At 70.8% G+C, this 24,748-nt stretch carries 24 protein-coding genes; 11 read left to right on the top strand and 13 right to left on the bottom strand.

Going from position 1 to position 24,748, the window contains the following annotated elements; genetic code table 11:
• Window positions 1-3 precede the first annotated feature (3 nt).
• A complete protein-coding gene (locus ACZ7OU_RS38425) occupies window positions 4-546 on the bottom strand; it encodes a fibronectin type III domain-containing protein (protein ID WP_470259076.1) in 543 nt (180 codons plus the stop codon).
• A gap of 221 nt (window positions 547-767) precedes the next feature.
• On the opposite strand from ACZ7OU_RS38425, the gene ACZ7OU_RS38420 reads away from it, so the two are divergent.
• The 4 genes from ACZ7OU_RS38420 to ACZ7OU_RS38405 all read left to right on the top strand — a co-directional run bounded on the left by ACZ7OU_RS38420 (window position 768) and on the right by ACZ7OU_RS38405 (window position 3,135).
• Window positions 768-1,277: a hypothetical protein gene (locus tag ACZ7OU_RS38420; protein ID WP_470246437.1), complete on the top strand. Its 510-nt coding sequence runs from the start codon at window positions 768-770 to the stop codon at window positions 1,275-1,277.
• A gap of 144 nt (window positions 1,278-1,421) precedes the next feature.
• On the top strand, window positions 1,422-1,973 hold the full coding sequence (locus ACZ7OU_RS38415) for a sigma-70 family RNA polymerase sigma factor (RefSeq protein WP_410597193.1): 552 nt from the start codon (window positions 1,422-1,424) through the stop codon (window positions 1,971-1,973).
• On the top strand, window positions 1,970-2,695 hold the full coding sequence (locus ACZ7OU_RS38410) for an anti-sigma factor family protein (protein WP_470259075.1): 726 nt from the start codon (window positions 1,970-1,972) through the stop codon (window positions 2,693-2,695). Before ACZ7OU_RS38415 ends, ACZ7OU_RS38410 begins: the two co-directional genes overlap by 4 nt.
• Window positions 2,692-3,135, top strand: coding sequence for an SRPBCC family protein (locus ACZ7OU_RS38405; protein WP_470246439.1), 444 nt, complete (start codon window positions 2,692-2,694; stop codon window positions 3,133-3,135). The genes ACZ7OU_RS38410 and ACZ7OU_RS38405 overlap by 4 nt, the downstream gene beginning before the upstream one ends.
• Before the next feature lie 128 nt (window positions 3,136-3,263).
• On the opposite strand, the gene ACZ7OU_RS38400 is transcribed toward ACZ7OU_RS38405, so the two are convergent.
• Window positions 3,264-4,679, bottom strand: a complete 1,416-nt coding sequence (locus ACZ7OU_RS38400; RefSeq protein ID WP_470259670.1) for an MFS transporter — start codon at window positions 4,677-4,679, stop codon at window positions 3,264-3,266.
• Between the two features lie 122 nt (window positions 4,680-4,801).
• On the opposite strand from ACZ7OU_RS38400, the gene ACZ7OU_RS38395 reads away from it, so the two are divergent.
• A complete protein-coding gene (locus ACZ7OU_RS38395) occupies window positions 4,802-5,203 on the top strand; it encodes a winged helix-turn-helix transcriptional regulator (protein ID WP_285479989.1) in 402 nt (133 codons plus the stop codon).
• 99 nt (window positions 5,204-5,302) lie between these two features.
• On the opposite strand, the gene ACZ7OU_RS38390 is transcribed toward ACZ7OU_RS38395, so the two are convergent.
• A complete protein-coding gene (locus ACZ7OU_RS38390) occupies window positions 5,303-6,670 on the bottom strand; it encodes a cation:dicarboxylate symporter family transporter (RefSeq protein WP_470246441.1) in 1,368 nt (455 codons plus the stop codon).
• Between the two features lie 91 nt (window positions 6,671-6,761).
• Here ACZ7OU_RS38390 and ACZ7OU_RS38385 point away from each other — a divergent pair, with 91 nt between their 5' ends.
• The 3 genes from ACZ7OU_RS38385 to ACZ7OU_RS38375 all read left to right on the top strand — a co-directional run bounded on the left by ACZ7OU_RS38385 (window position 6,762) and on the right by ACZ7OU_RS38375 (window position 10,881).
• A complete protein-coding gene (locus tag ACZ7OU_RS38385; protein ID WP_470259074.1) occupies window positions 6,762-8,399 on the top strand; it encodes a sensor histidine kinase in 1,638 nt (545 codons plus the stop codon).
• Window positions 8,396-9,064: a response regulator gene (locus ACZ7OU_RS38380; RefSeq protein WP_284750118.1), complete on the top strand. Its 669-nt coding sequence runs from the start codon at window positions 8,396-8,398 to the stop codon at window positions 9,062-9,064. The genes ACZ7OU_RS38385 and ACZ7OU_RS38380 overlap by 4 nt, the downstream gene beginning before the upstream one ends.
• Before the next feature lie 68 nt (window positions 9,065-9,132).
• On the top strand, window positions 9,133-10,881 hold the full coding sequence (locus ACZ7OU_RS38375) for a M64 family metallopeptidase (protein WP_470259073.1): 1,749 nt from the start codon (window positions 9,133-9,135) through the stop codon (window positions 10,879-10,881).
• On the opposite strand, the gene ACZ7OU_RS38370 is transcribed toward ACZ7OU_RS38375, so the two are convergent.
• From ACZ7OU_RS38370 to ACZ7OU_RS38335, 8 genes are all read right to left on the bottom strand, one after another.
• The gene (locus ACZ7OU_RS38370; protein WP_470259072.1) at window positions 10,882-12,252 is read right to left on the bottom strand and encodes a beta-N-acetylhexosaminidase; all 1,371 of its coding nucleotides are present in this window, start codon (window positions 12,250-12,252) and stop codon (window positions 10,882-10,884) included.
• A gap of 1 nt (window position 12,253) precedes the next feature.
• Window positions 12,254-13,102: a carbohydrate ABC transporter permease gene (locus tag ACZ7OU_RS38365; RefSeq protein ID WP_470259071.1), complete on the bottom strand. Its 849-nt coding sequence runs from the start codon at window positions 13,100-13,102 to the stop codon at window positions 12,254-12,256.
• Window positions 13,093-14,040 carry a carbohydrate ABC transporter permease gene (locus tag ACZ7OU_RS38360; protein ID WP_470259070.1) on the bottom strand — a complete coding sequence of 316 codons (948 nt, stop codon included), beginning with the start codon at window positions 14,038-14,040 and terminating at the stop codon, window positions 13,093-13,095. The genes ACZ7OU_RS38365 and ACZ7OU_RS38360 overlap by 10 nt, the downstream gene beginning before the upstream one ends.
• Entirely contained in the window at window positions 14,040-15,323 is a 1,284-nt protein-coding gene (locus ACZ7OU_RS38355; RefSeq protein ID WP_470259069.1) for an extracellular solute-binding protein, read from the bottom strand. The genes ACZ7OU_RS38360 and ACZ7OU_RS38355 overlap by 1 nt, the downstream gene beginning before the upstream one ends.
• A 73-nt stretch (window positions 15,324-15,396) precedes the next feature.
• Window positions 15,397-16,524: a lactonase family protein gene (locus tag ACZ7OU_RS38350; RefSeq protein WP_470259068.1), complete on the bottom strand. Its 1,128-nt coding sequence runs from the start codon at window positions 16,522-16,524 to the stop codon at window positions 15,397-15,399.
• Between the two features lie 48 nt (window positions 16,525-16,572).
• Window positions 16,573-17,961: a GntP family permease gene (locus tag ACZ7OU_RS38345; RefSeq protein ID WP_470259067.1), complete on the bottom strand. Its 1,389-nt coding sequence runs from the start codon at window positions 17,959-17,961 to the stop codon at window positions 16,573-16,575.
• Window positions 17,958-19,553, bottom strand: a complete 1,596-nt coding sequence (locus tag ACZ7OU_RS38340) for an N-acyl-D-amino-acid deacylase family protein (protein WP_470259066.1) — start codon at window positions 19,551-19,553, stop codon at window positions 17,958-17,960. The genes ACZ7OU_RS38345 and ACZ7OU_RS38340 overlap by 4 nt, the downstream gene beginning before the upstream one ends.
• Complete coding sequence (locus tag ACZ7OU_RS38335) at window positions 19,553-20,851, bottom strand: amino acid deaminase (RefSeq protein ID WP_470246451.1); 1,299 nt, start codon at window positions 20,849-20,851, stop codon at window positions 19,553-19,555. Before ACZ7OU_RS38335 ends, ACZ7OU_RS38340 begins: the two co-directional genes overlap by 1 nt.
• A gap of 113 nt (window positions 20,852-20,964) precedes the next feature.
• Between ACZ7OU_RS38335 and ACZ7OU_RS38330 the strand changes: the two genes are divergently transcribed.
• From ACZ7OU_RS38330 to ACZ7OU_RS38320, 3 genes are read left to right on the top strand one after another with little or no spacing between them, the layout of a single operon-like run.
• Window positions 20,965-21,939, top strand: a complete 975-nt coding sequence (locus ACZ7OU_RS38330; protein WP_470246452.1) for a sugar kinase — start codon at window positions 20,965-20,967, stop codon at window positions 21,937-21,939.
• Entirely contained in the window at window positions 21,936-22,694 is a 759-nt protein-coding gene (locus ACZ7OU_RS38325) for an IclR family transcriptional regulator (RefSeq protein WP_470246453.1), read from the top strand. The genes ACZ7OU_RS38330 and ACZ7OU_RS38325 overlap by 4 nt, the downstream gene beginning before the upstream one ends.
• Entirely contained in the window at window positions 22,694-23,077 is a 384-nt protein-coding gene (locus ACZ7OU_RS38320; protein ID WP_086672334.1) for a RidA family protein, read from the top strand. The genes ACZ7OU_RS38325 and ACZ7OU_RS38320 overlap by 1 nt, the downstream gene beginning before the upstream one ends.
• A 34-nt stretch (window positions 23,078-23,111) precedes the next feature.
• Here the strand turns inward: ACZ7OU_RS38320 and ACZ7OU_RS38315 are convergent, their stop codons facing one another.
• Together ACZ7OU_RS38315 and ACZ7OU_RS38310 are read right to left on the bottom strand one after the other, a co-directional pair.
• Entirely contained in the window at window positions 23,112-24,107 is a 996-nt protein-coding gene (locus tag ACZ7OU_RS38315) for a 1-aminocyclopropane-1-carboxylate deaminase (RefSeq protein WP_470246454.1), read from the bottom strand.
• Window positions 24,104-24,748, bottom strand: a complete 645-nt coding sequence (locus ACZ7OU_RS38310) for a GntR family transcriptional regulator (RefSeq protein ID WP_470259065.1) — start codon at window positions 24,746-24,748, stop codon at window positions 24,104-24,106. The genes ACZ7OU_RS38315 and ACZ7OU_RS38310 overlap by 4 nt, the downstream gene beginning before the upstream one ends.

Genomic DNA, 24,748 nt, shown 5'->3' with positions numbered 1-24,748 from the left:
GGCTCACCGCTCCTCCCCGGTGGTCTGGTGGACCACCGGGGAGAGCGGGCCGTAGTGCAGGGCCCGGAGCCGGTAGGCCGAGCCCGCCTCGCCGGGGAGCACGGACAAGGTGCACGTCGTCGTGTCCGGGTCGGTCACCTCGACCGGGTCGAAGTCCGGCGTGCCCGGCCGCCGGATCTCCAGGAGGAACCCGGCTTCGTCGCTCGTGCGGTCGGCCCACGTGAACGTCACTGTGTCGCCGGACGTCACTTCGTGCAGCTCGGTCGTCACCGGGCCGGTGAACGGCTGCTCCCGGTAGTAGAACGGCGTCCGGGGGATCAGGTCCGGGTGGTGGTAGCTCGTCGTGTGGGCGGGGAGGAACCGCAGCGTCGTCCACGGCCCGGCGGGGTCGTTCGCGTACTCGACGCGGTGGCCGGCCTCGTCGTCCGGCCACGTCAACAGCACGTCGGTCGGTGACGTCAGCGAAGCGGTGAACGAGGGCGCCGGCGCGGCGGTGGCACAGCCCGCGGCCAGCAGCGCCACGCAGAGCAGGGGTTTCACGGACACGGCGGCTCCCGGGTGAAGCGGGGGCGGCGGCGATCGTGATCAGCTTAGGAACCCGCCCGCACGGCGACAAGGTCGTGCCGATCACCGGAACGCACCAATCCGGCCCCGGACCGGCACCGAACCGCGCGAAAGCCCGCTGAACCGTTTCCCGCAACCGTCCGTGTCTCAGGTGTCGAGGTCCGCCGGACGGCGGTGCCGCCCTCACCGAGGAGAGAAACGCCATGAACCGTATCCGGACGGCCAGTTTGTGTGCCGCCGCGATCGCCGTCGTCGCCCCCTTGTCGGCCTGTGGCGACATGGCCTCCGCCGGGGGCGGGAACCCGGAGCACGGGCAGCCCGGACACGTGATGCTGGCCGCCACGGAGGTGGCGGGGGTCGGGACGGTCGTCACCGACGCCGCGGGCAAGACGCTCTACCGGTTCGACAAGGACATGGCCACGCCGCCGATGTCCCACTGCGAGGCCGAGTGCGCCACGACCTGGCCGCCGGCGCTGGCCGGGGAGACCTCGCCGATGCTCCAGGGCATCCAGGACAGCCAGGTCGGCACGCTGGCGCGGCCGGACGGCAGCAAGCAGCTCACGCTCAACGGCTGGGCGCTCTACGAGTTCTCGGGCGACAAGGCCCCCGGGCAGATGAACGGCCAGGGCGCCAACGGCACCTGGTTCGCCGTCGCCCCGGACGGCAGCAAGATCACCGCGGCACAGCCCGCGGCCGGTGGCTCCGGCTACTGAAACCGACGGATTCCGGGCAGCACGAGGAAGGACGGGCAGCCGATGAACACCATGGTCGCGCTGCGCTCGGCGCACGCACCGCCGGTGGAGCTGAGGGTTGCACTACTGTCCTCGACGACTCAGAACACCGTCGGGAGGACGAGGGTGGCCATAGGAGGCAGGCGGCCTAAGAAGGCCAAAGGCGAGGACCTGATTCGGCAGCTTTACGCCGAACACGGCCGGAGCCTGCTGGCCTACGCGACGAGGCTGACCGGTGATCGGGCGGCAGCCGAGGACGTGGTCCAGGAGACGCTGGTCCGAGCGTGGAAACACGCGGACGACCTGCAGAACGACGGGAAGGGCTCGGTGCGCGGCTGGTTGCTGACCGTCGCGCGCAACCTGGTCACCGACCGGGCACGTGCCCGGGCGGCCCGGCCACAGGAGGTGGCCGAACCGGCCGAAGGCGCGCCGACGCCGGCCGTCGAGCGCGATCACGCCCAGGGCGTGGTCGACTCGATGACGGTGCTCGGCGCGATGGACGGTCTTTCTAACGAGCACCGAGAGGTCCTGGTGGAGATCTACTACCGGGGACGGACGGTGGCCGAAGCGGCGAGAACACTCGGCGTCGCACCGGGTACCGTGAAATCAAGGTCGTACTACGCACTGAGAGCATTGAGAGCAGCGATGATTTCGAGCGGAACGGAGGTGGCGCGATGAACGCGGTCGATGAGAGTCACACGCAGCTCGGCGCGTACGCCCTCGGCGCGCTCGATCCCGGGGAGGCGGCCGACTTCGAGCGGCGGCACCTGCAGACCTGCGCGCAGTGCCGGTTCGACCTGAACGAGCTCGTGGCTCTGCGCGAGTCGCTCGACGAGGTACCGCCCGAGGCGTTCCTCGACGGGCCGCCCGAGGGCGGGGATCTGCTGCTGCAGAAGACCCTGCGCCGGGTGCGCGACGAAGAAGAAGCACTGCCGGTCCGCTCTTCGGGCCGCACGACGTCACGCCGGGGCCTCGCCCTGGTCGCGGCGGCGGTGCTGGTGGTGGCGGCGCTCGGTGGCGGAGTCCTGGTCGGCCGGCAGACGGGTGGGGGAAGCGAGCCCCTCGCGATCCCCGCGCCGCCGACCGATGTGCCCGGCACGAAGAGCGTCGAAGGGCGTGATCCGACGACCGGTGTGCAGCTGGCCGCGTCGGTGAGCCCCTTCCAGGGCTGGGTCCGGGTGAACGTCGCCGTGAAGGGCGTCAAGGCCGGGGAGCAGTGCCTCCTGCAGGTCGTCACGAAGGAAGGCCAGGCGGTCACCGCCGGCAGCTGGAAGGTGTCCGAGAAGTGGGAGAGTTCGGGCTTCTCGCTCGACGGTTCCGCTCTGGTGGCGCCTGACGACGTGAAGTCGGTCGACATCGTCACGGTGGACGGCCGGAAGCTGGTCTCGGCCCAGGTATGACGGGCGCGCGCTACCGGTTCAGCAGCACGTGGCTGCTGCCCGGTACCGCGCCCGATCGGGTGTTCGACGCGGTCACCGACCTCGCCGGCTACCCGCGGTGGTGGTCGGACGTCCGCACGGTGCGCCGGGTGGACGACGACACCGCCGAGCTGATCTGCCGGTCCCGGCTCCCGTTCCGCTTGGTGGTCCGGATGCACCGGGAACACCAGGACGAACGGGCGGGCCTCATGCGGGTCCGGTTGAGCGGCGACCTGGACGGGGTACTGGCGGGAGCGGTCCGCGCGGCGGGCGCGGGCACGCTCCTGCGGATCACCCAGGACGTCCAGGCTCGCAAGGAGCTGCTGCGGCGGCTCGACGCGGTGGCCCGGCCGCTCTTCCGCGCCAACCACGCGCTGATGATGCGGCGGGGCCACCGCGGCCTTTCGGCCTACCTGGCGTGATCGAAGCGCCAACTAGCGTGAGTGAAGGGTCGACACGCGTGATTGCGGAGTCGACACGGTCGGGGAAGCCGTGTCGACCCCCCGGATCACGCGTGTCGACCCTCTGATCACGCGTGTCGACCCTTCACTCACGGCCGGCCGGCCACGCAGACCTCCGGGGCAGGCGTGGCGGCCGGGCGGGGGCGGCGGGCCAGGACCACCGCTCCCAGCGTCACCGCGGCGATCAGGAAGCCCGCGCTGACGCCGTACGCCAGCCGGAAGCCGGACGCCAGTGCTTCGCGGTGGCCGAGCGAGCCCAGACTCGCCGTGCGGGACGCGGCCACCGCCGCCAGGACCGCCGTGCCGATCGCCGCACCCACCTGCTGGGTCGTGTTGATCAGGCCGGATGCCACGCCCGCGTCGGCGTCGGCGACGTCCGACATCGCCAGCCCCATCAGCGCCGGGATCGCCACGCCCGCGCCGAGGCCCATCACCAGCAGCGGCGGCAGGACGCCGGTGAAGTAGCTGCCGGACACCTGCGTCAGCAGCAGCAACCCCACGATCACCAGGCCCAGCCCGGACAGCAGCACCGCCGGTGCCCCGAACCGCGCGGCCAGCTTGTCGGCGAAGCCCAGCGACGCCACCGCGATCACCAGCGGCACCGGCAGGAACGCGACGCCGGTGCGCAGCGCGTCGAGGCCCAGCACCTGCTGCAGGTACAACGCCGTGACGAACTGGAAGCCCAGCATCCCGGCGACCATCAGCACCATCACCACGTTCGCGCCGGTGACCGCGCGGATCCGGAACAGCCGCAGCGGCAGTAGCGGCGTGCGCGCCTTCGCCTGCCGCACCACGAACGCGGCCAGCAGCGCGGCGGCGGCGACCACCGCACCCCAGGCGTAGGACGAAATCCCGTACACGCCGAGCATCACCGCCGCGGTGACCAGCACCGCGCCGAGGACGTCCAGGCCGGCCCGCAGGCCCGGGCCGCGGTCGGCTTCGAGCACCCGGACCGCCAGCACCAGCGCGACCACGCCGATCGGCAGGTTGACGTAGAACGTCCAGTGCCAGCTCAGCGCCTGCGTCAGCGCGCCGCCCGCGATGAGCCCGATCGACGCGCCCGCGGCCTGCGTGAAGCTGTACACCCCGATCGCCTTCGCGCGGGGTCCCGGCTCGGGGTACATCGTGACGATCATGCCGAGCACGACGGCCGACGCGAGCGCGCCGCCGACCCCCTGCGCGAACCGCGAAACGACGAGCACGCCGGCGTCCGGAGCCAGTCCCGCGACGAGCGACGCCGCCGTGAACAGGCCGAGCCCGCCGAGAAAGACGCGGCGGCGCCCGAGCAGGTCGCCGAGCCGGCCGGAGATCAGCAGCAGGCCGCCGAAGGCGACCAGGTACGCCGTGACGACCCAGGCGAGCCCGGCGGCGGTGAAGCCGAGGTCGGCCTGGATGGCGGGCAGCGCCACCGCGACGATGCTGCTGTCGAGCACGACCATCAGCGAGGCGGCGCACAGCACCGCCAGGGCGAGGCCGCGGGAGCGGGTGGGATGGTTCTCGGCCACGTTGGTGTCGAACGGCACAGCAGACCCTCCAGTCGAGCGTTCCCCCTGGTCGTTGCCAGGGCACTTCTTGTAACAGTGCCCATCATGTGTGACCATGGGTGCGCTCGTAAGGAGGCACTTTCATGTCCCAGGGGAACATCGGTGTACCTGTCCAGGTCACCGAGATCGACCCGGAGAAACTCGACGTCTGCACGGTGCTGGAGGTCATCAACCGGATCAGCGGCAAGTGGGCGATCGGCATCCTCCTGGAGGCCATCCGCGGCCCCGTGCGCTTCACCGAGCTGGAACGTGCGGTCAACGGGATCAGCCGCCGGATGCTGACCCTGACGCTGCGCAACCTCGAGCGCGACGGCCTGCTGGAGCGCACGATCTACCCGACGGTCCCGCCGCGCGTGGAGTACGAAGCCACGCCGATGGCGAAGGAGCTGTACCAGTCGCTGAGCGGCCTGCTCGGCTGGGCGGAGCGGCACCGCGAAGACATCGCCGCCGCGCGCGTCGTCTACGACGGCCATGCCGCCTGCTGACGCGGACGTGGAAACGGGCCGCTGCGCGAAGTCGGGGAACTCGCACAGCGGCCCGCGTGGCTCGTGCTCAGCGGGGGCGTGAGCACGAACGTTTTGGTGTTACCGGGCGGGTTGCGGGCTGGTCTCGTCCATGTCGTCGGTGCCGGCCGCGGGGCTGTGCTCGTCGAGCATGGTGGCCTCGTCGAAGGGTTCCTGCCCGGCGAAGACCCGTTCGGCCTTCTCGCGGTCGAACTCCTTCGTCCAGTTTCCGATGAGGACGGTCGCGACGGCGTTGCCGGCGAAGTTGGTCAGCGCGCGGGCCTCGGACATGAACCGGTCGATGCCGAGGATGAAGCCGACGCCGTTGACCAGTTCCGGCCGGTGCGACTGCAGGCCGCTCGCCAGGGTGGCGATGCCCGAGCCGCTGACGCCGGCCGCGCCCTTCGACGCGATGATCATGAACACCAGCAGGCCGATCTGCGAGCCGAGCGAGAGCGGCTCGTCCTGGGCCGCGGCGATGAACAATGTCGCCATGGTCAGGTAGATCGCGGTGCCGTCCAGGTTGAACGAGTACCCGGTCGGCACGGTGATGCCGACGACCGACTTGCTGACGCCGACGTGCTCCATCTTCGCGATCAGCCGCGGCAGCGCCGACTCCGACGACGACGTCGACAGGATCAGCAGGAACTCGCGGCCGAGGTAGCGCAGCAGGTGCCAGATGTTGACGCGGGCGCCGAGCCACAGGACCAGGCCGAGCACGACGAACACGAACAGCAGGCAGGTGACGTAGAACCCGATCATGATCACCGCGAGGCTCTTCAACGCGGCCCAGCCGGTCGCGCCGACCACCGCGGCGATGGCGCCGAACGCGCCGATCGGGGCGGCCCACATGATCATGGCGAGGATGCGGAACACCAGGCGCTGGATGTGCTCGATGCCGCGTAGGATCGGAGCGCCGGTCGGACCCAGCTTCTGCAGCGCGAACCCGACGAGCAGCGCGACCAGCAGGGTCTGCAGGACCTCGCCTTCGGTGAAGGCGGAGACGAGCGTCTTCGGGATGATGCCGAGGATGAAGTCGACCGGGGCTTCGGCGCCACCGGCGGACTTCTGGACGCTCTTCACGTCGGCCGGGTTCAGGTGCAGGCCGGTGCCCGGGTGCAGGATGTTGCCGACGACCAGGCCGATCGCCAGTGCGAACGTCGACATGATGATGAAGTAGAACAACGCCATCAGACCGACCCGGCCCACCTTGGCCGCCTTCGCGACCGAGCCGACGCCGATGACGATGGTGCAGAAGATGATGGGCGTGATCATCATCTTGATCAGGTTGACGAAGCCGTCGCCGAGGGGCTTGAGGCCCTTGGCGAAGCCGGGGAACAGGAAGCCCACCAGGATCCCGAGCACGACCGCGACGATCACGGCCAGGTACAGGTAGTGGGTCTTGTCCCGCCGACGCGGGGTCTCGTCGGTTGTCGGTGGGGTCGGCACCGTTGCCTCCAGCTCAGGGGTGTTCCAGGTTGCGGCACACTGTAGGGGCATTCGGGTGACCCGGCTCACTTGTGTTCATTGAGTTCGCGCGATGATCGCCCCGTCCTGTTCGGACAGCCGCCTGCCGGTGTGCTGGTATGAGGAGGTGTCCGCGACGTCGTCCCGCTGGAGCCTGGCGCGCCAGCTGCTCGTGCTGCAGCTGGTGGTGCTCTGCGTGCTCGCCGGCGCCGGGATCACGTTCGCCTACCTGGACGCGTCGCGGGCGGTGGACGAGAACGCGCGCGACCAGGTCCGCGCGATCGCCTCGGCGGTGGCCGACGCGCCGACCGTCGCGGCGGCCGCGGCGACCCCGAACCCCAGTGTGACGCTGCAGCCGTTCGCGGTCCGGGTGCAGGCGGACACCGGCGTCGACTTCATCACGATCATGAGCCCGGCCGGGATCCGCTACACCCACCCGAACCCGGCGCTGATCGGCCAGCACTACATCGGCACGATCGAGCAGGCGCAGCGCGGGCAGCAGTACACCGAGACCTACACCGGCTCGCTCGGCCCGTCGGTGCGCACGGTCGTCCCGGTGTTCGGGCCGGGGCAGCGGGTGGTCGCGCTGGTCGCCGTCGGGATCATCGTCGCGGCGATCTCGGCCGAGCTGCGCGAGCGGCTCTGGCCGCTGTTCGGCGTCGCCGCCGGGGTGCTGGTGGTCGGGGCGCTGGGCGGCTGGCTGATCAGCGCCCGGCTGCGCCGCCAGACGCGCGGGGTCGCGCCGGACGAGCTGAGCAACCTGTTCGAGTACCACGAAGCCGTGCTGCACTCGGTCCGTGAGGGCGTGCTGCTCGTCGGCCGCGACGGGCGCATCGGCCTGTGCAACGACGGCGCGCGCGCCCTCCTCGGCCTCGACGCCGAGCCGGTCGGGCGCGAGCTGACGTCGCTGGGCCTGCCGGCCGAGCTGGTCGAAGCGTTCGGGTCGGCCGAGAACCGCGCCGAAGAGCTGCACCTGACGGACTCGCGCGTGTTGCTGGTCAGCACGTCGGTGGTCCGCTCGGGCGGCCGCTCGCAGGGCACCGTCGTCGTCCTGCGCGACCACACGGAGCTGCAGACGCTGACCGGTGAGCTGACCACCGCCCGCGGCCTCGCCGAGGCACTGCGGTCGCAGGCGCACGAGGCGGCGAACCGGCTGCACACCGTCGTTTCCCTGGTGGAGATCGGGCAGCCGGAGCAGGCCGTCGAGTTCGCGACGGCCGAGCTCGCGCTCGCCCAGGAGCTGACCGACCGCGTCGTCGGCGCCGTGGCCGAGCCGGTGCTCGCCGCGCTGCTGCTGGGCAAGGCCGCGGAGGCGAGCGAGCGCGGCGTCGAGCTGACGATCACGCCGGACACGGTGATCGACGACATCTCGCTCGGCGTCGCGTCCCGCGACCTGGTGACCATCCTCGGCAACCTGATCGACAACGGCATCGACGCGGCCGTGCGCGGCACCGGCAAGCCCGCGGTGGTCGTCACCGCCCGCTCCGGGCCCGGGGAGCTGCTGCTGCGCGTCGCCGACACCGGACCCGGCGTCCCCGAGGACGTGGACGTCTTCCGCCGCGGCTGGTCGACGAAGGCCGAAGACGGCCACGGGCTCGGCCTCGCACTGGTCGGGCAGGCGGTGCGCCGCTACGGCGGCACCGTGGACGTCGGACGGGACCGGGGCGCGGTGTTCACCGTGCGCCTGCCGCGACAGGAGGCGGACCGGTGATCCGGGTGCTGGTGGTGGAGGACGAGCCGGTGGCCGCCGAGGCGCACCGCGTCTACGTCGAGCGGCTGTCCGGGTTTTCGGTGGCGGGCGTCGTCCATTCCGGCGGCGACGCCCTGCGGTTCTGCGAACGCGAGCCGGTCGACCTGGTGCTGCTGGACTTCTACCTGCCCGACACCCACGGTCTGGCGGTGTGCCGCTCCTTGCGCGCGGCGGGCCTCCCGATCGACGTCATCGCGGTGACGTCGGCGCGCGACCTCGGCCTGGTGAAGGCGGCGGTGTCGGTGGGGGTGGTGCAGTACCTGCTGAAGCCGTTCACGTTCGCGACACTGCGCGAAAAGCTGGAGCGCTATCGCGAGTTCCGCGACGCGTCGGGCGAGGTGACGGGCCAGGCCGAGATCGACCGGGCACTGGGGGCGCTGCGCACGACGGAGCAGCCCCCGCTGCCGAAGGGGATGAGCGTCCAGACCCTGGAGGCGATCACGGACGCGCTGTCGGGAGCCGCGGAAGGCCTGTCCGCGGGAGCGGCGGCGAGCGCGATCGGAGCGTCCCGGGTGACGGCGAGGCGGTACCTGGAGTACCTGGCGGACAACGGGATGGCACACCGCGAGCCGCACTACGGCCAGGTCGGCCGGCCCGAGGTCTGGTACCGGCTCACCCGCGTATAACGCCCTATACCGCGAGCCTCCGACTTCCGGCGGTTCCGGGGGTGTTTCCGTTGCGGTAGAACCGGACCATGTCGAAGTGGGCCGGGTTCTTCGCAGCGCTGCTGATCGTCGTCGGAATCGCCACGCCGGCCTACGCCGACGAGCCGGCCGCGAGTGTCACCGACGTCCAAGTGAGCGGGCCCGCCGCTCAGCGGTTCAACCTCGTCGTCCTCGGGGACGGGTACACCGCCGCCGAACAGCCGAAGTTCTTCGCCGACGTCCAGCGGCACGTCAGCACCCTGTGGTCGCTCGAGCCGTTCAAGTCCTACCGCAGCTACTTCAACGTCTACGCCGTGTCGATCGCCTCGCCCGAGTCCGGTGTGGACTGTGACCCTTCGCTCGACGCGCCGAAGAAGGACACCCCGCTGAACATGGGGTTCTGGGGCGGCTGCAACGCCCAGAGCGTCCAGCGGCTGTTGACTGTCGACGACGACGCCGCGCAGCGGTACGCCGACCTCGTGCCCGGCACCACCCGGGCCAACCGGCAGATCCTCGCCCTCGCCAACAGCGACACCTACGGCGGCGCGGGCGGCGCGTACGCGACGGCGTCCGGTGGCAACGCGCTTTCCGCGCTCATCTCGCCGCACGAGCTGGGCCACTCGCTCGGCGGCCTCGACGACGAGTACGACTACTACGCCCGCAACGTCCCGGGCGGTGCCTACGAAGGTGGCGAGCCCGACTCGATCCACCACACGCTGCTGACCGAGAAGCAGATGCGGGACCAGCACGCGAAGTGGTACCGGTGGCTGGGCGAGCCCAGCGAGTCCGGCGGCCGGCTCGGCCGGTACGAAGGCGGCCTCTACACCCAGACCGGCGTCTGGCGGCCGAGTGCGCACTCGATGATGAAGACCCTCGGCTACGCGTTCGACCAGGTCGGCCGCGAGCGGATGACCCAGCGGATCTCGGCGAAGGTCCCGCTGATCGCCGGCGGCACCCCGGCCGGCACGGTCGGCGCCGACCGGGTCGTGTGGGTGCGCCCGATGCACCCGGTCAGCCACCGCCTCGACGTCACCTGGACCCTCGACGGCGTCCCTGTGCGCGGCTCCGACTCCCTCGACCTGCGCCAAGCCCACGTGAAGCCGGGCAAACACGCGCTGACGGCGACGGTGACCGACCCGACGCCGTTCGTCCGCGACCCGGCCGTCCGGCCCACGGCGACGCGCACGTGGACGGTCGACACCTCGGTCGTCACCCCGCCCACCGGCGGCCCGGCAGTGGAGGGATCGACGTCCACCGCCGCGCCGGTCGGCGGGCACGACGTCGTCTACGTCGAAACCGGGGAGCCGACGGGGTCCGTCCCGCCGGTCCGCTGGGCCCTTGACGGCCGGCCGGCCGGCAGCGGCCCGGACTTCGCGCTCGACGAGTCCCGCGGAACGCACCGGCTCACCGCGACCACCGGCGGCACCACGCTGACCTGGACGGTGGACGCCACGGGCCCGACGACCACGGCGGAACTGCCACCGGGCACGGTGTTCCACGGCTCGTTCACGATGCGGCTGACGTCACCGGACGGAATGCCGGAGTTCCGCGTGGACGGCGACGGCTGGCACAAGTACTACGGCTGGCCCACGGACCCGAACGCGCCGTACCTGTTCACGCCGCGCGGCACGGAGATCGACGGCCTGGCGTACGGCAACCTCGGTTCGGGCGGGCTCACGGTGTCCCCGTTCAGCGACCGCACCCCGGGTTACGGCCGCCACCGCGTCGAGTACCGCTCGATCGACGCGGCGGGCAACGTGGGCCCGACGCGGTCGTTCACGGTGACGCTGCTGCCCTGATCAGCGCGGCCGGCCCGGGACCCCGGGCCGGGTCTGCCAGGGGAGTGGCCCGTCCAGCGGCCGGTACTCGACGCCGAGGGCGTCCAGCCGGGGCAGGTGGTGGTCGCGCAGGCGCGGCAGGAACTCGGCGTAGTCCCGGGTTCCGCCGCTCCACGCCACCTCGGCGAACGCCGACAGCCGCGGGAAGGCCATGTAGTCGACGCGCCGCACGCTGTCGAGGTGCTCGCTCCACACCTGCGCCTGCACCCCGCGCAGCCGCTCTCCGGTGAGCGCCGGCTCGTACGCGTACACGTCTTCCAGGGTGTGCACCATGCCGACCGGGATCGGCTCGTCCGGGTGCGACGACTGCCGGTGGTCCAGGTAGACGTGCTGCTCCGGGCACATCACGACGTCGTGCCCTTCCGAAGCGGCGCGGACGCCCGCCTCTTCGTTCTGCCACGAGCCGATCACCATCGGGGGCAGGTCCGGGATGTCGAGGACCTCGTCCCAGCCCATCGGCGTGCGGCCGCGCGACACCAGGTGCTCGGCGAGCAGCCGGACGAACGTGCGGTGCTCGTCGGTCGCGCCCGGCGTTTCGTCGCCGCCCAGCGCGATCACCTGAGACGGGAAGATCTCCAGCAGGTGGTCGAACACGGTCCGGAAGAAGTCCAAAGTGGACTCCGACGGGTCGAGCAGGGAAGTGCTGATGCCCCAACCGGTCCAGACCTCATACGACGGCGAAGTCCCCAGCGAGGGATAGGCCGCCAGCGCCGCCCGGGCGTGGCCGGGGATGTCGATCTCCGGCACCACGGTGATCGCGCGCGCCGCCGCGTAAGCGACGATCTCCCGCAGGTCCTCGCCGGTGTAGAAGCCACCGTGCGGACGGCCGTCCTGTTCGCCCCCGCTGCCCGTCATCGACGACGGCCGCCAGCCGCCCACCGACGTCAGCCCCGGATACGCGGGGACCTCGAAGCGCCAGCCCTGGTCGTCGGTCAGGTGCAGGTTGAGCACGTTCAGCTTGTGCGCGGCCAGCAGGTCGACGAACCGCAGCACCTCGGCCTTGGTCCGGTAGTGCCGGGCGACGTCGAGCAGGCACCCGCGCCAGCCGAACCGCGGGTGGTCCTCGACGACACCGCACGGCAGCGACAACGCTTCGCCGAAAGAAGCCGCCCGAAAAGCGGAAGGCCCGGCTAGCTGCCGCAGCGTCTGCCGTCCGTAAACCTCCCCGGCAAGATCACCGCAGTGCAGCACGACCCCGGATGGAGAGATCTCCAGCCGGTAGCCCTCGGCCGGCAAAGACGCGGCCTGGACGTCCACAGTGGACGGCCACGGGCACGAACCCGCGCCGGGTGTCACGGAAACCGGGCGGGGGAGCAAGGTATCGAAAGACATGTCAGCCCTTCACGGCGCCGGCCATCCCGGACACCAGCCGTCGTTGGACGAGAATGAAGAACACCAGGACCGGGATGGTCATCAGCGTCGAAGACGCCATGACCGCGCCCCAGTCGGTGTCCTCGGGTTTGAAGAACACCAGGATCGCCTGGGGCAGCGTCTGGTTCTCGGTCTTGGAGATGATGAACGTCTTGGCGAAGAGGAAGTCGTTCCAGGCGTGGATGAACGCGAGCACGCTCACCGCGACCAGCCCGGGCGCCACCAGCGGGAACAGGATCTGCCAGGTGAACCGCATGCGGGACGCGCCATCGAGCTTCGCGGCCTCTTCGAGCTCCACCGGCACCGCGGCGACGAACCCGCGCAGCATCCAGATCGCGAACGGCAGGCTGAACGCCAGGTGCACCAGCACCAGCGAGCCCAGCTCGTTGAGCCCGAACGCCGGCGCGACGCCGCCGATCTGGCGCATCAGGAAGAACAGCGGGATGGTCAGCGCCTCCACCGGCACCATCTGCGCGACCAGGATCATCACCAGCAGCACGGTCCGGCCCTTGAACGAGAACCGCGTCAGCGCCACCGCCGAGAGGAACGACAGCAGCAGCGACAACACCACGACGACCAGCGCGACCACCAGGCTGTTCACGAAGAACCGCCCGAAGCCGGACACCGTCAGCACGCGCTGGAAGCTGTCGAACGACGGGCTGAACGTCCACGGCTTCGGGTTCGCCGACTGGATCTCGCCCGGCGGCTTGAACGCCGAGAGCAGCATCCAGTACAGCGGGAAGGCGACGATCCCGGCGATCACGACGGTGATGACCTCGGCGATCAGCCGACCGGGACGCTTCACAACCATGCCGCGCTCCGGCGCTGCGACCGGACGTACAGCCCGGTGATCGACAGCAGCAACAGCGTCATGACGACTCCGATCGCCGAGCCGAGGCCGTACTCCTGCCCGGCGAAAGCCTGTTGGTACGCATAGACGTTGAGGACCAGGTTGCGGCCGGCGACCCCGCCGCCGTTGGTCATCACGTAGATCTGGGTGAACACCTTGAAGTCCCAGATGATCGACTGGACGGTCGCGATCATCAGCAGCGGCCGCACCATCGGCAGCACGATCGACCAGCTGGTCCGCCACACCGACGCGCCGTCGAGCGACGCGGCTTCGAGCACCTCGTCGGGGACGCCCTTGATCCCGGCGTACATCGTGACCAGCACGAACGGGAACGAGCACCAGATCACCTCGGCGGCGACCAGCCCGAACGCGCCGACCGTGCCGAAGGTCCACGAGTGGTGCTCGAACGGCAGCCCGACCCCCGAGAGCACCTCGTTGACCAGGCCGAAGTCCGTGTCGAAGAGGAAGAGCCAGACGTAGGAGCCGGCGATCGCCGGGGTCGACCACGCGCCGAGCGCGGCCAGGAACAGCAGCGTCCGGGGGAGCGAACGCACGCGCGAAGCCAGCACCGCGAGCCCGGTGCCGAGCACGAGCGAACCGAGGACGCAGGCCGCGGCGAACCCGACCGTGTTGCCGAGCACGGTCCAGAACTGCACCTGGGACAGCAGGTCGGTGTAGTTCGCGAAGCCGAGGAACACCAGTGGTGCGTTGCCCGCGGCCTGGGGCTGGCCGTAGTCGTAGAACGAGATGAGGATCAGCTGGTAGATCGGGTAGGCCAGCATCGCCGCGAGCAGGATGCCCGCCGGGGCGAGGTAGAGCGCGGCGGCCCGGCCGTCCCCCTTCCGCCGCGGCCGCCGGGCGGGGGCCGTGACGGAAGGGGCTTCCTGGACGGTCACCACTACCCGAAGGCCTTGTCCATCGCCGCGGCCGCGTCGGTCAGTGCGGCGGCCGGGTCCTTGCCGCCGGTCGCGATCTGCTGGACGGCCGTGGGCAGCACGTTCTGGCTGTCGATCTTCGACCACGCCGGCGTCGCCGGGACGAACTTCGTGCCCGCCTTCAGGGTGTCCACGAACGGCTTGAGGAACGGGTCGTTCGCGGCGAGCTTCTGCTGCACGGTGCTCAGCGTCGGCAGGTTCCCCATCGCCGTGTACATCTTCTCCTGGTACTTCGCGCCGCCGAGCAGCTCGATGAACTCGAGCGCCAGGCCGCGGTGCTTGGAGGCGTTGAAGACGCCGAGGAGGTTGCCGCCGGCGAACGCGGGCGCGACGCTGCCCGCGGCCGTGCCCGGGATCGGGACGACGGCGTACTTGCCCTTGACCGCGCCCTGCTCGACGGCCTTGCGGTTGAAGTCGCCGCCGATGGTCATCCCGGCCTTGCCGCCGGCGAACGCGGTGACGCTCTGCGTGCCGGTCAGGTTCGCGCACTGCGCGGGCGGGCAGATGTCGTCCTTGAGCAGGTTCGCGTACTGCGTCACGCCGGCCTTGGCCTGCTCGCCGGTGACGGCGGACTTCCACTTGCCGTCGGTCTCCTGCGCCAGCTCACCGCCGTTGGCCCAGAGGAACGGGAGCATCGCGTAGGTGTACTTGCCGCCGACGGAGATGCCGTAGAGGTCCGGCTTGGCGGCGCGGATCTTCCGGGCGTCTTCGGTGAGCTCCGAGAGCGTCGTCGGCGGCTTGAGACCGAGCTCGGTGAAGACGTCGGTGCGGTAGTACAACGCGCGGATGCCGGTGTACCAGGGCAGTCCGTAGGTCTTGCCGCCGGACTTCGCGGTGTCGACGACGGTCGGGATCAGGTCCTTGCCCTCGCTCCACGACGCGAGGTCGCCGGTCAGGTCGGCGAGGGCGCCGGTGGCGGCGTAGCTGGAGACGTCGGTGTTGCCGAACTCGGCGGCGTCCGGGGCGCTGGCCTGGTCGGTGAAGGCGCCGGAGAACTTGTCGGCGCGGCCTTCGACCGGCACCCACTGGACGTCGACCTCGACGCCCTGGTGCGCGGCCTTGAACTCGGTGATGGCGTCCTTGACCGCGGCCTCCTTCGGCGCGCGGTTGGCCTCGTCGAACAGCCAGACCCGGACGGTGCCGGTCTTCTCGTCCCCGCCGGAGCCCGCGGGCGCGGACTGGGTGGGCGCGCAGCCGGCCAGCAGGGCCAGCCCGGCGACGACGGGCAGGGTGCGGCGCAGTCTCATGGGAATCCTCCAGTGGGGAGGGTCGTGAGTGCGTAACAGTGCTAGAACACTGTTACGCACTCACGACCGGTGCTCAGGCGAAGTAGACCGAGTTGACGTCGGGGACGGCCAGGCTGCCGGCGACCGCGCCGGGCAGGCCGGTGGCCGGGTCGCGCGGGAGCCACGTGACGGTGCCGGAACGCTGGTTCGAGACGTAGAACCAGTTCTCCCCGGGGTCGAGGGCGACGTGCCGCGGCCAGTTGCCACCACTGGACACAGTGGACACCAGCTTCAGCGTCGGACCGGCGACGGAGAACGTCGCCAGGGTGTTGGGTCCGCGGACGGTCGCGTAGGCGAACTTCCCGTCCTTCGACAGGGTGATCTCGCCGGGGAACAGGTCGCCGGTGCTGCCCGGCGGCACCGCGCGGACGACGGAAAGCGCCTTCAGCTTCCCGGTGGCCGCGTCCCAGCTCGCGACCGTCACCTCCGGGCGCAGCTCCTGCAGGATGTAGGCGAACGCTCCGGTCTTGTCGAACGCGAGGTGCCGCGGCCCGGCACCGGCGGGCAGCTTCAGCTGCTGGTGCAGCGCGAGCTTTCCCGTGCCGACGTCGAGGGAGTAGACGTACACCGAGTCGGCGCCGAGGTCGACCGACAGCACCCAGCGCCCGGTCGGGTCGTTGACGACCTGGTGGGCGTGGGCCTGCCCGGAGCCGGCTTTGTGCATCACGAGATCCGTGGCCGCGCCGAGCTTGCCGCCGGCCAGGATCGGCAGCACGACGACGCTGCCCGAGCTGTAGTTCGCCGCCAGCACGTACTTCTGGCTCGAATGCACGCTCAGGTGCGTCGGCGCGCCGCCCTTCGACGAAACCTTGTTGAGCAGCTTGGGGTTCGCCGCGTCACTGACGTTCAGCGCGGAGACGAACCCGTTCGGATCGCCTTCGTTGGTGACGTACAACGTTTTGCCGTCCGCGCCGCGGTCGAACCACGACGTGTCGGTGATGCCCGGCACCGTCCGGACCGGGCCCAGGGTGGCGCCCGACCGGCTCGAGACGTCGAGGCCGTGGCCGCCCGCCCCGCTGGTGTAGCTGCCGATGTACACGGTCCCTCCGGCGATGCAGCCCTTCGGAGTGGTGGCCGCGGACGCGAGCTGCGCGCCGAGCACGGTCGCGGCACTGGCCCCAGCGGCGGCACCGAGGAACGTACGACGGGAAAGTCCGGTCATCGTCATTGTCTCCCAACGGTTCGGGCGGCGGCTTCCCTCCAGTATGGTCTAGACCACGGCCATGAGCAATGCCGAAACCGCGAAACCGGAAACGGAAAGCACGGTTTCCAGCGCCGTCCACGACTTCAGCGTCTGGACCACGCTCATGTTGAAGTACCGCGAAACGATCCAGAAACCACCGTCGTTGACGTGCGACGCGATGATCGAGCCGGCGGAGATCGCCATGACCAGCAAGGCCAGCTGCACCTGCGAATACCCGAGCTGCGCCACGGTCGGCGCGATGATCCCGCTCGTGGTAACGATGGCGACCGTCGCCGAACCCTGGGCGATGCGCATTCCGCAACTGATGACGTACGCCGCGAGCAGCACCGGCAGTCCCGCGTCGTGCAGCGAGTCGGCGACCGCCTTGCCGATACCGGTGGCCGAGAGCACCGCGCCGAAGAACGCGCCCGCGCCGACGACGAGCAGGATCATCGCGACCGGCCGCAGCGACTTCGAGGCCAGTTCGTTGAGGTCCTTGCCGGTGAACCCGCGGCGCAGCCCGAGCAGCCAGGACGCCAGCAGCACGGCGACCGTCAGCGCGACCGCCGGCGTGCCGATGAACGCGGCGACACCCGAAAGCGCGGAGCCCTTCGGCAGCCAGATGCTGCCGAACGTGCCGGCCAGGATCAGCACCAGCGGCACCGCGATGATCGAGCCGACCAGCGCCAGCGACGGCACGTCCTGCTCTTCTTCGCCTTCTTCTTCGGCGACGATCATCTCCTGGGGCACCTCGACGTTGATGCGCTTGCCGATCCAGGTCGCGTACAGCACGCCGCCGACGAGGAACGCCGGGATGCCGCAGGCCAGGCCCATCAGGATGATCCAGCCGAGCTCGACGTGCAGCAGTCCGGCCGCGGCCACCGGGCCGGGGTGCGGCGGCAGGAAGGCGTGCGTGATCGACAGGCCCGCGATCAGCGGCATCGCGTAGAGCACCAGCGAGCGCTTACCCTGCTTCGCCGCGACGTACACCAGCGGCGCCAGCACGAAGATGCCGATGTCGAAGAACACCGGGATGCCGAAGATGAACCCGGCGACACCCATGGCCAGCGGCGCCCGCTTCTCGCCGAAGCCCCGCAGCAGCGCCCCGGTGAGCACCTTCGCGCCACCCGAGCGTTCCAGGATCGACCCGAGCAGCGTGCCGAGCCCGATGATCGCCGTGATGTGCCCGAGGATGCTGCCGAACCCCTTTTCCAGCAAGGAGTCCGACGACTTCTGGGCCGTGCCGACGATCGTGCCGACCGGCAGCCCCGCGGCCAGCGCGGTGAGCAGGCCGACCACGATCAGCGCGATGAACGGCTCGACCTTGAGCTTGACGATCAACAGCAGCAGGACGGCGATCGAGACGGCGGCGAGCGTGAGCAGGCCACCCGTGGTGTGTTGCAGCCAGTGGATCATCGGGCTCTCCGGGGGTTGCGCAGGGAGTGTCCGGCGAGGGCGCCGGTGGGACGGCCGTCGTCGAGGGCGGCGACGCCGTTGACGAAGACGTGGGTGATCCCCGCGGCGGGCTGCCGCGGGTCGTCGAAGGTGGCGGTGTCGGCGACCGCGTCCGGGTCGAACAGCACCAGGTCGGCGGCGTACCCGGCGCGGACGAGCCCGCGGTCGGTGAGCCGCAACCGCTGCGCGGCCCGCCCGGTCAGGTGGGCGACGCACTCGGCGAGGTCCAGCACGCCCAGTTCGCGGACGTACCGGGCGAGGTAGCGGGGGAACGTGCCCCACGCGCGCGGGTGCGGCCGGGCGCCGACCAGGAGGCCGTCGCTGCCGCCGGTGTGCGTGCGGTGCCGCATGATCGCCTGGACGTTCTCCTCGTGCCCGACGTGCATCAGGCACGACGTCCCGAGCTTTTCGTCCAGCAGCGTGTCGAAGTACAACTTGGCGGGTTCGGTGCCCTGCGTACGCGCGGACGTGGCGACGCTGTGCCCGACGAGGTGGGCGTTGTGCTCGTTCCGGACGCCGTTGATTTCGATGGCGTCCCAGTCGATCGGGACGCCGTGGGCACCGTCCGAACCGGACTCTTCGATCGCGGCGCGGATCCTCTCACGTTCGTCCACATCGGACAGCCGGGCGAGGGTCGGTTCGAGGCCGCCTTCGGTGGCCCAGCTCGGCAGCAGCGCCGAGAGGTAGGTCGCGCCCGGCAGGTACGGGTAGGTGTCGAGGCTGATGTCGCAGCCGTCGTCGAGCGCGTCGTCCAGCAGCTTGAGCAGGTCGGGCGCTTTGCCTTTGTTCACCGAGAAGTTCATCGTCGCGTGCGCGAGGTGCAGCGGGCAGCCGGACCGCCTGCTGACGTCGATCATCTCGGCGAACGCCTCCAGCGCGCCCTTGCCGTAGCTGCGGTGGTGCGGGCTGTAGAAGCCGCCGCCCTCGCCGACGACCTTGCACAGCTCGACCAGTTCGCTCGTCTCCGCGTACATCCCGGGCGTGTAGGTCAGCCCGGACGACATCCCCATCGCGCCCTCCGCGAGACCGGTGGCGACGAGCTCCTTCATCCGGGTCAGCTCGGCGTCGGTCGCGGGCCGGTCGTCGAAGCCGACGGCGAGCATCCGGACCGTGCCCTGCGGTACCAGGTAGGCCGCGTTGACCGCGACACCCTGGTCGAGCCGGTCGAGGTACTCGCCGACCGAGCGCCAGTTCCAGTCGAAGCCGGCCGGGTCGTCGTTCCAGCCCGCGAGCTGCTGCCGCAGTGCCTCGAGAACCGCGTCGTCGACCGGCGCGTACGACAGCCCGTCCTGCCCGAGCACCTCGGTCGTGACGCCCTGGGTGATCTTGGCCGGGTGGTCCGGGTTGGCCAGCAGCTGCAGGTCGGAGTGCGAGTGCATGTCGATGAACCCGGGCGCGAGCACCAGCCCGCCGGCGTCGATGTTCCGGCGCCCGTCCAGCGAGCCCGCCTCGGCGACGCTGGCGATCCGGCCGCCGGTGACGCCGACGTCGTGGCGCGTCATGGCGTCCCCGGTGCCGTCGGCGACCAGCGCGTTCTTGATGACGACGTCCATCAGAACCACGTCCGCACGAGGTCGACGACGGTTTCGCCGTCGGCCGCGGTCACCGGCAGCAGCGGCCACTTGTCGAACACCGTGCACGGGTGCGAGAGCCCGAGCCCGATCCAGTCGCCGACCTCGACCGGCGACCCGGCGGGCAGCGTGAGAAACGCGTGCTGGTCGTTCATCTTCGCGACGACGTGCCCGTCGAGGGGTTCGGCGGGGCCGTTTGGGGTGCGGCGCAGCTGCGGCTCGGGCATGCCCTCGTCGAAGGACGTGTCGCGCTTGCCGATGGTCAGCAGCGCGAGCTCGTCCGACGGCTTCGACGTCACCTGTGCCCACGCCCGCAACGCCGGCCGGAACGACGCGACGCCGTCGATGCGCGGGTGGTCGCCGAGGGGGGAGATCTCGCGGTAGAAGCCGTCGTCGTGGGTGACGTACGCGCCGCTGCGCAGCACCGGCAGCACGTCGAGGCCGTCCGGCCACGGCTTGGTCAGCTCGTTGGCGACCTGGTCGAAGTACGCGCTGCCGCCGGCGGTGACGATGATCTGGCCGTCGAGCATCCCCTTGTCCGCGAACGTGATCGCGAGGTCGCGCAGTCCGTCCACATAGGAGCTGATCTTGGCGAGCGCGGCTTCGTCGGTGTGGTGGGAGAGCGCGCCTTCGTAGCCGCCGGTGCCGCGCAGCCGCAGGGCCGGGCTCGCGTGCACGGCTTCGGCGACGGCCAGCGCGGTCGCGGTGTCGCGAACTCCGGTGCGGCCGCCGTCGGCACCCAGTTCGAGGAGGACGTCGACCGGCCGCTCGGTGCCTTCGAGAGCCTCGGTCATCAGCTCGACACCGCGGACGGAGTCGACCCAGCAGACGAACTCGAACGTCGGGTCCGCGGCCAGTTCGGCGGCCAGCCAGCGCAGGCCCGCCGGGTCCAGGAACTGGTTGGCCAGCAGGATCCGGGAGACGCCGAACGCGCGGTAGATCCGCAGGTGGCCGGCGTTCGCGCAGGTGATGCCCCACGCGCCGTGCTCGATCTGGCGGGCGAACAGCTGCGGTGCCATGGTCGTCTTGCCGTGCGGGGCGAGCACGACACCACGGTCGGCGCACCACGCGGCCATCGTCCGCAGGTTGTGCTCGAGCGCGTCGTCGTCGAGGACGACGAACGGCGCGAAGAACCCGTCGGTGAACAGGTTCAGCCGCCGGTCCGCGGCTTCGGTGAGCGTGAGCCCGGTCAGGGCGGGGGCGGCCGAACGGAAGCGCCAGTCGATCCGCTCGTCGCGAAGGGCGGCGAGCGCGGCGGGGTTCATCAGGCAAGGGTTCATCGGCGGCGACCTCGGTTGCGTATGTTGCAACGACTGTTGCGCATTTTGAGTGCCATAGGTGTAGCATCCGGGTCGCCACAGGTCAACGGGGTGACGGACAGGGGAGACGGAAAGTGACAAGCGGGCCCGAAGTGCTCTGTGTCGGCGAGACGATGGCCCTGTTCGTGCCCGCCGAGCCCGGTCCGCCGGACGAGGTGAAGCAGTGGCTGCGCACGATCGGCGGCGCCGAATCGAACGTGGCCAGTCACCTGCCGGCCCTCGGTGTGCCGAGCGGCTGGGTCAGCGCGGTCGGCGACGACCCGTTCGGCCGCGCGATGCTGCGGGAGATCGCGTCCCATGGCGTCGACGTCAGCGCTTGTTACGTCGACCCGGCCCGCCCGACCGGGCTCTACATCAAGGAAAGCGGCGCCGGCGGCAGCCCGGTGCGCTACTACCGGGCGGGCTCCGCGGCGTCCGGGATGGGCCCGTCGCTGCTGGACCGGCTCGACCTCGACGGCGTCCGCGTCCTGCACCTGTCCGGCATCACGCCCGCGCTGTCCGGGAGCTGCCTCGCGCTCGTCCGGGCGCTTTTGGAAATGCCCCGCGGCGACCGGCTGATCTCGTTCGACGTCAACCTGCGCCCCGCGCTCTGGGCCGGCCGGGACCCGCGGCTGCTCGCCGAGCTGGCCGGACAGGCCGACATCGTCCTGACCGGCGACGACGAAGCCCAGCACGTCTGGGGGACCGGTGACCCGGCCGAGCTGCGCGCGCTGCTGCCGGGGCCGCGCACGCTCGTCGTCAAGCACGGCGAACGCGGCGCGACGCTCGTCGAGGGGGAGCCGCTGTTCGCGCCCGCGCTGGCCGTCGACGTCGTCGAGCCGGTCGGTGCCGGGGACGCGTTCGCCGCCGGTTTCCTGGCCGCGACGCTGCGGGGCGCCGCACCCCTGGCCCGGCTGCGGCAGGGCCACCTGCAGGCCGCCGCGACCCTGCTGACCCATGACGACGTCGGGGTGCCGCTGCCGCGCACGGTCGTGGATAGCCTGCTTCGGGCGGATCCGGACGAGTGGCGTTCGGCCCGGCTGACCGGGGAAGGTCTGGTGCGCACGTGAGTCAGAGCTTGGACCGCGCCTTGACGCTGCTGAACTCCATCGCGAAGGACGCGCGCACGCTCGACGACCTCGCCGAGGAGATCGGCGTCCACAAGTCGACCGTGCTGCGCCTGCTGCGCACCCTCGAACAGCACCACTTCGTCCGGCGCGAAGGCACGCGGTACTACCGGCTCGGGAGCGCGATGTTCGACCTGGCCAACCAGGCCCTCGACTCGATCGACGTCCGCCGCAGCGCCCAGCCCGCGCTCGCCGCGCTCAACGCGCGCACCGGGCACACCGTGCACCTGGCCAGCTACGACGACGGCGAAGTCGTCTACATCGACAAGTACGAGGGCCGGCACTCGGTGCGGATGTACTCGCGCGTCGGCAAGCGCGCGCCGCTGCACTGCACGGCCGTCGGCAAGGTGCTGGTCGCGGCCATGCCGGAGGTGCGACGCGAGGAGATCGCGCACTCGATCGAGTACCCGGTGCTGACGCCGAACACGATCACGACACCGTCGGACTACCTGGCGGAGCTGGAACGCGTGGCGCGCCTGGGGTACGCCGTCGACAACGCCGAGCACGAGGACTTCATCCACTGCATCGCGGCGCCGGTCCGCGGCGCCGACGGCGAGGTGCTGGCCGCCGCGTCGATGTCGGTGCCGAAGGTGCTGCTCGACTACGAAGGCCTGCTGGCGCTGGTCCCGGACCTGCGCGCGGCGACCACGGAAGCTTCCGTCCACAGTGGATGGACGGAGAACGGAAAGGGGCACTGATGAGCAAGACGGCAGTTTCCACCGAGAACGCGCCGAAGCCGCCGGCGAAGTTCTCGCAGGCCGTCCGCAAGGGGAACCTGCTGCAGGTCGCCGGCCAGGTCGGGTTCGACCCGGCCACGAACGAGATCGTCGGCGACGACGTCGTGGGCCAGACCCGGCAGACGTTCAAGAACATCGAAGCCGTGCTCGCCGAGGCGGGCTCGAGCCTCGCCGACGCGATCATGGTGCGGGTGTACCTGACCGACACGGCGCACTTCGCGCCGTTCAACGAGGTCTACAACGAGCTGATCGGCGACGCGCCGCACGCCGCCCGCACGACGGTGTACGTCGGCCTCCCGGGCGAGCTCCTCGTCGAGATCGACGTGCTCTGCGTGCTGGACTGAGGTCTTGCCCCGGGGCCCGCGGGCCCCGGGGCGCTCAGCCGAGGACGCTCGTGTAGCCGTTGAGCGCGGGCTGCCCGCCGAGGTGGGCGTAGAGGACGTTCGAGTCCTTGCCGATCTCCCCGCGGCCGACCAGGTCGATGAGCGCGGCCATGGATTTTCCTTCGTACACCGGGTCGGTGATCATGCCTTCCAGCCGGGCGCACGTCTCGATCGCGTCCACAGTGGACTTGTCCGGGATGCCGTAGATCCCGGCGTGGTAGCGGTCGTCCAGCTCGACGTCCGCGATCTCCCCGGCGCCGATCAGCTCGGCGGTGTTGCGCGCGATGCGCGTGACCTGCTCGCGGGTCTCGTCGGGCTTCGCGGAGGCGTCGATGCCGAGGATCCTGCGCTTCTTGCCCAGGGCCGTCCCGGCGACCATGCCACCCTGGGTGCTGCCGGTGACCGAGCAGACGATCACGGTGTCGAAGAAGACGCCCAGTTCCTTCTCCTGCTGTTCCAGCTCCACGACCCAGTTCGCGAAGCCGAGCCCGCCGAGCCGGTGGTCCGACGCGCCGGCCGGGATGGCGTACGGCTTCCCGCCGCCGGCCTCGATCTCGGCGACGGCGTCCTCCCAGGCCTGCTTGAACCCGATGCCGAAGCCGGCGTCGACGAGCCGGACGTCCGCGCCGAGGATCCGCGAGAGCTGGATGTTGCCGACCTTGTCGTAGAGCGGGTCGTGCCAGTCGACCCAGCTTTCCTGCACCAGCACGGCCTTCAGCCCGGCGCGCGCGGCGGCGGCCGCGACCTGCCGGGTGTGGTTGGACTGGACACCGCCGATGGAGACGAGCGTGTCGGCCCCCTCCTTCAGGGCGTCCGCGACGAGGTATTCGAGCTTGCGGGTCTTGTTGCCGCCGTACGCGAGGCCCGAGTTCACGTCCTCGCGCTTGGCCCAGACGTTCGCGCCGCCGAGGTGCGCGGTGAGGCGTTCGAGGGGGTGCACCGGCGACGGGCCGAACAGCAGGGGGTAGCGCGGGAAGTCGGCGAGGGTCATCGGTCCTCCAGGAGGTCGGTCCAGATGGTCGAGATCACGGAGACGGCGGTGCCGGTGTCGTGCGCTTCGAGCGCGTCGATGAGCTTCGTGTGGCGCTCGACGGAGTTCCAGGCCAGCGCGGAGCTGAAGCGGGCGTGCTCCAGGCGGCGCAGGAGTGGCGTGTAGCGGTCGAGGGTCGCGGCCACCGCGGCGTTGCCGGCCAGCCGGACCGGGACGTCGTGCAGCTCGTCGTCCGCTTTGACGGCGGCGGCGATGTCGCCGGCTTCGATGGCTTTCGCGAACCGGTCGTTGGCGGCGCGCATCGCGGCGACGTCGGCCGGGCGGCACCTCCGGGCCGCCTCCCGCACGGCGAACTCGTGCAGCACGCGCACGATCTGCCGGGCGTCGATGACGTCGCGGGACATCACGTCGGAGACGCGCGTGTAGCTCTGCGGCTTGGAGTCGACGAGGCCGTCGTCGGCCAGCTTCCGGAGCGCCTCGCGGACGGGGGCTTTGGACAGGCCCAGCTGCTCGGCGAGGTCGGTGTCCCGCAGGGGAGTGCCGGGCGGCAGCGTGCCGTCGACGATGGCCTGCCGGATGCGGTCGTACGCCTCGTCCCGCAGGAGCGGGCGAGTGACCTTTGAGAGACTCACATCTAACAT

The organism is Amycolatopsis sp. NPDC114505 (assembly GCF_055633615.1).
Note: the sequence above shows the minus strand (reverse complement) of the source record. Positions and strands in the feature narration are given on the sequence as shown.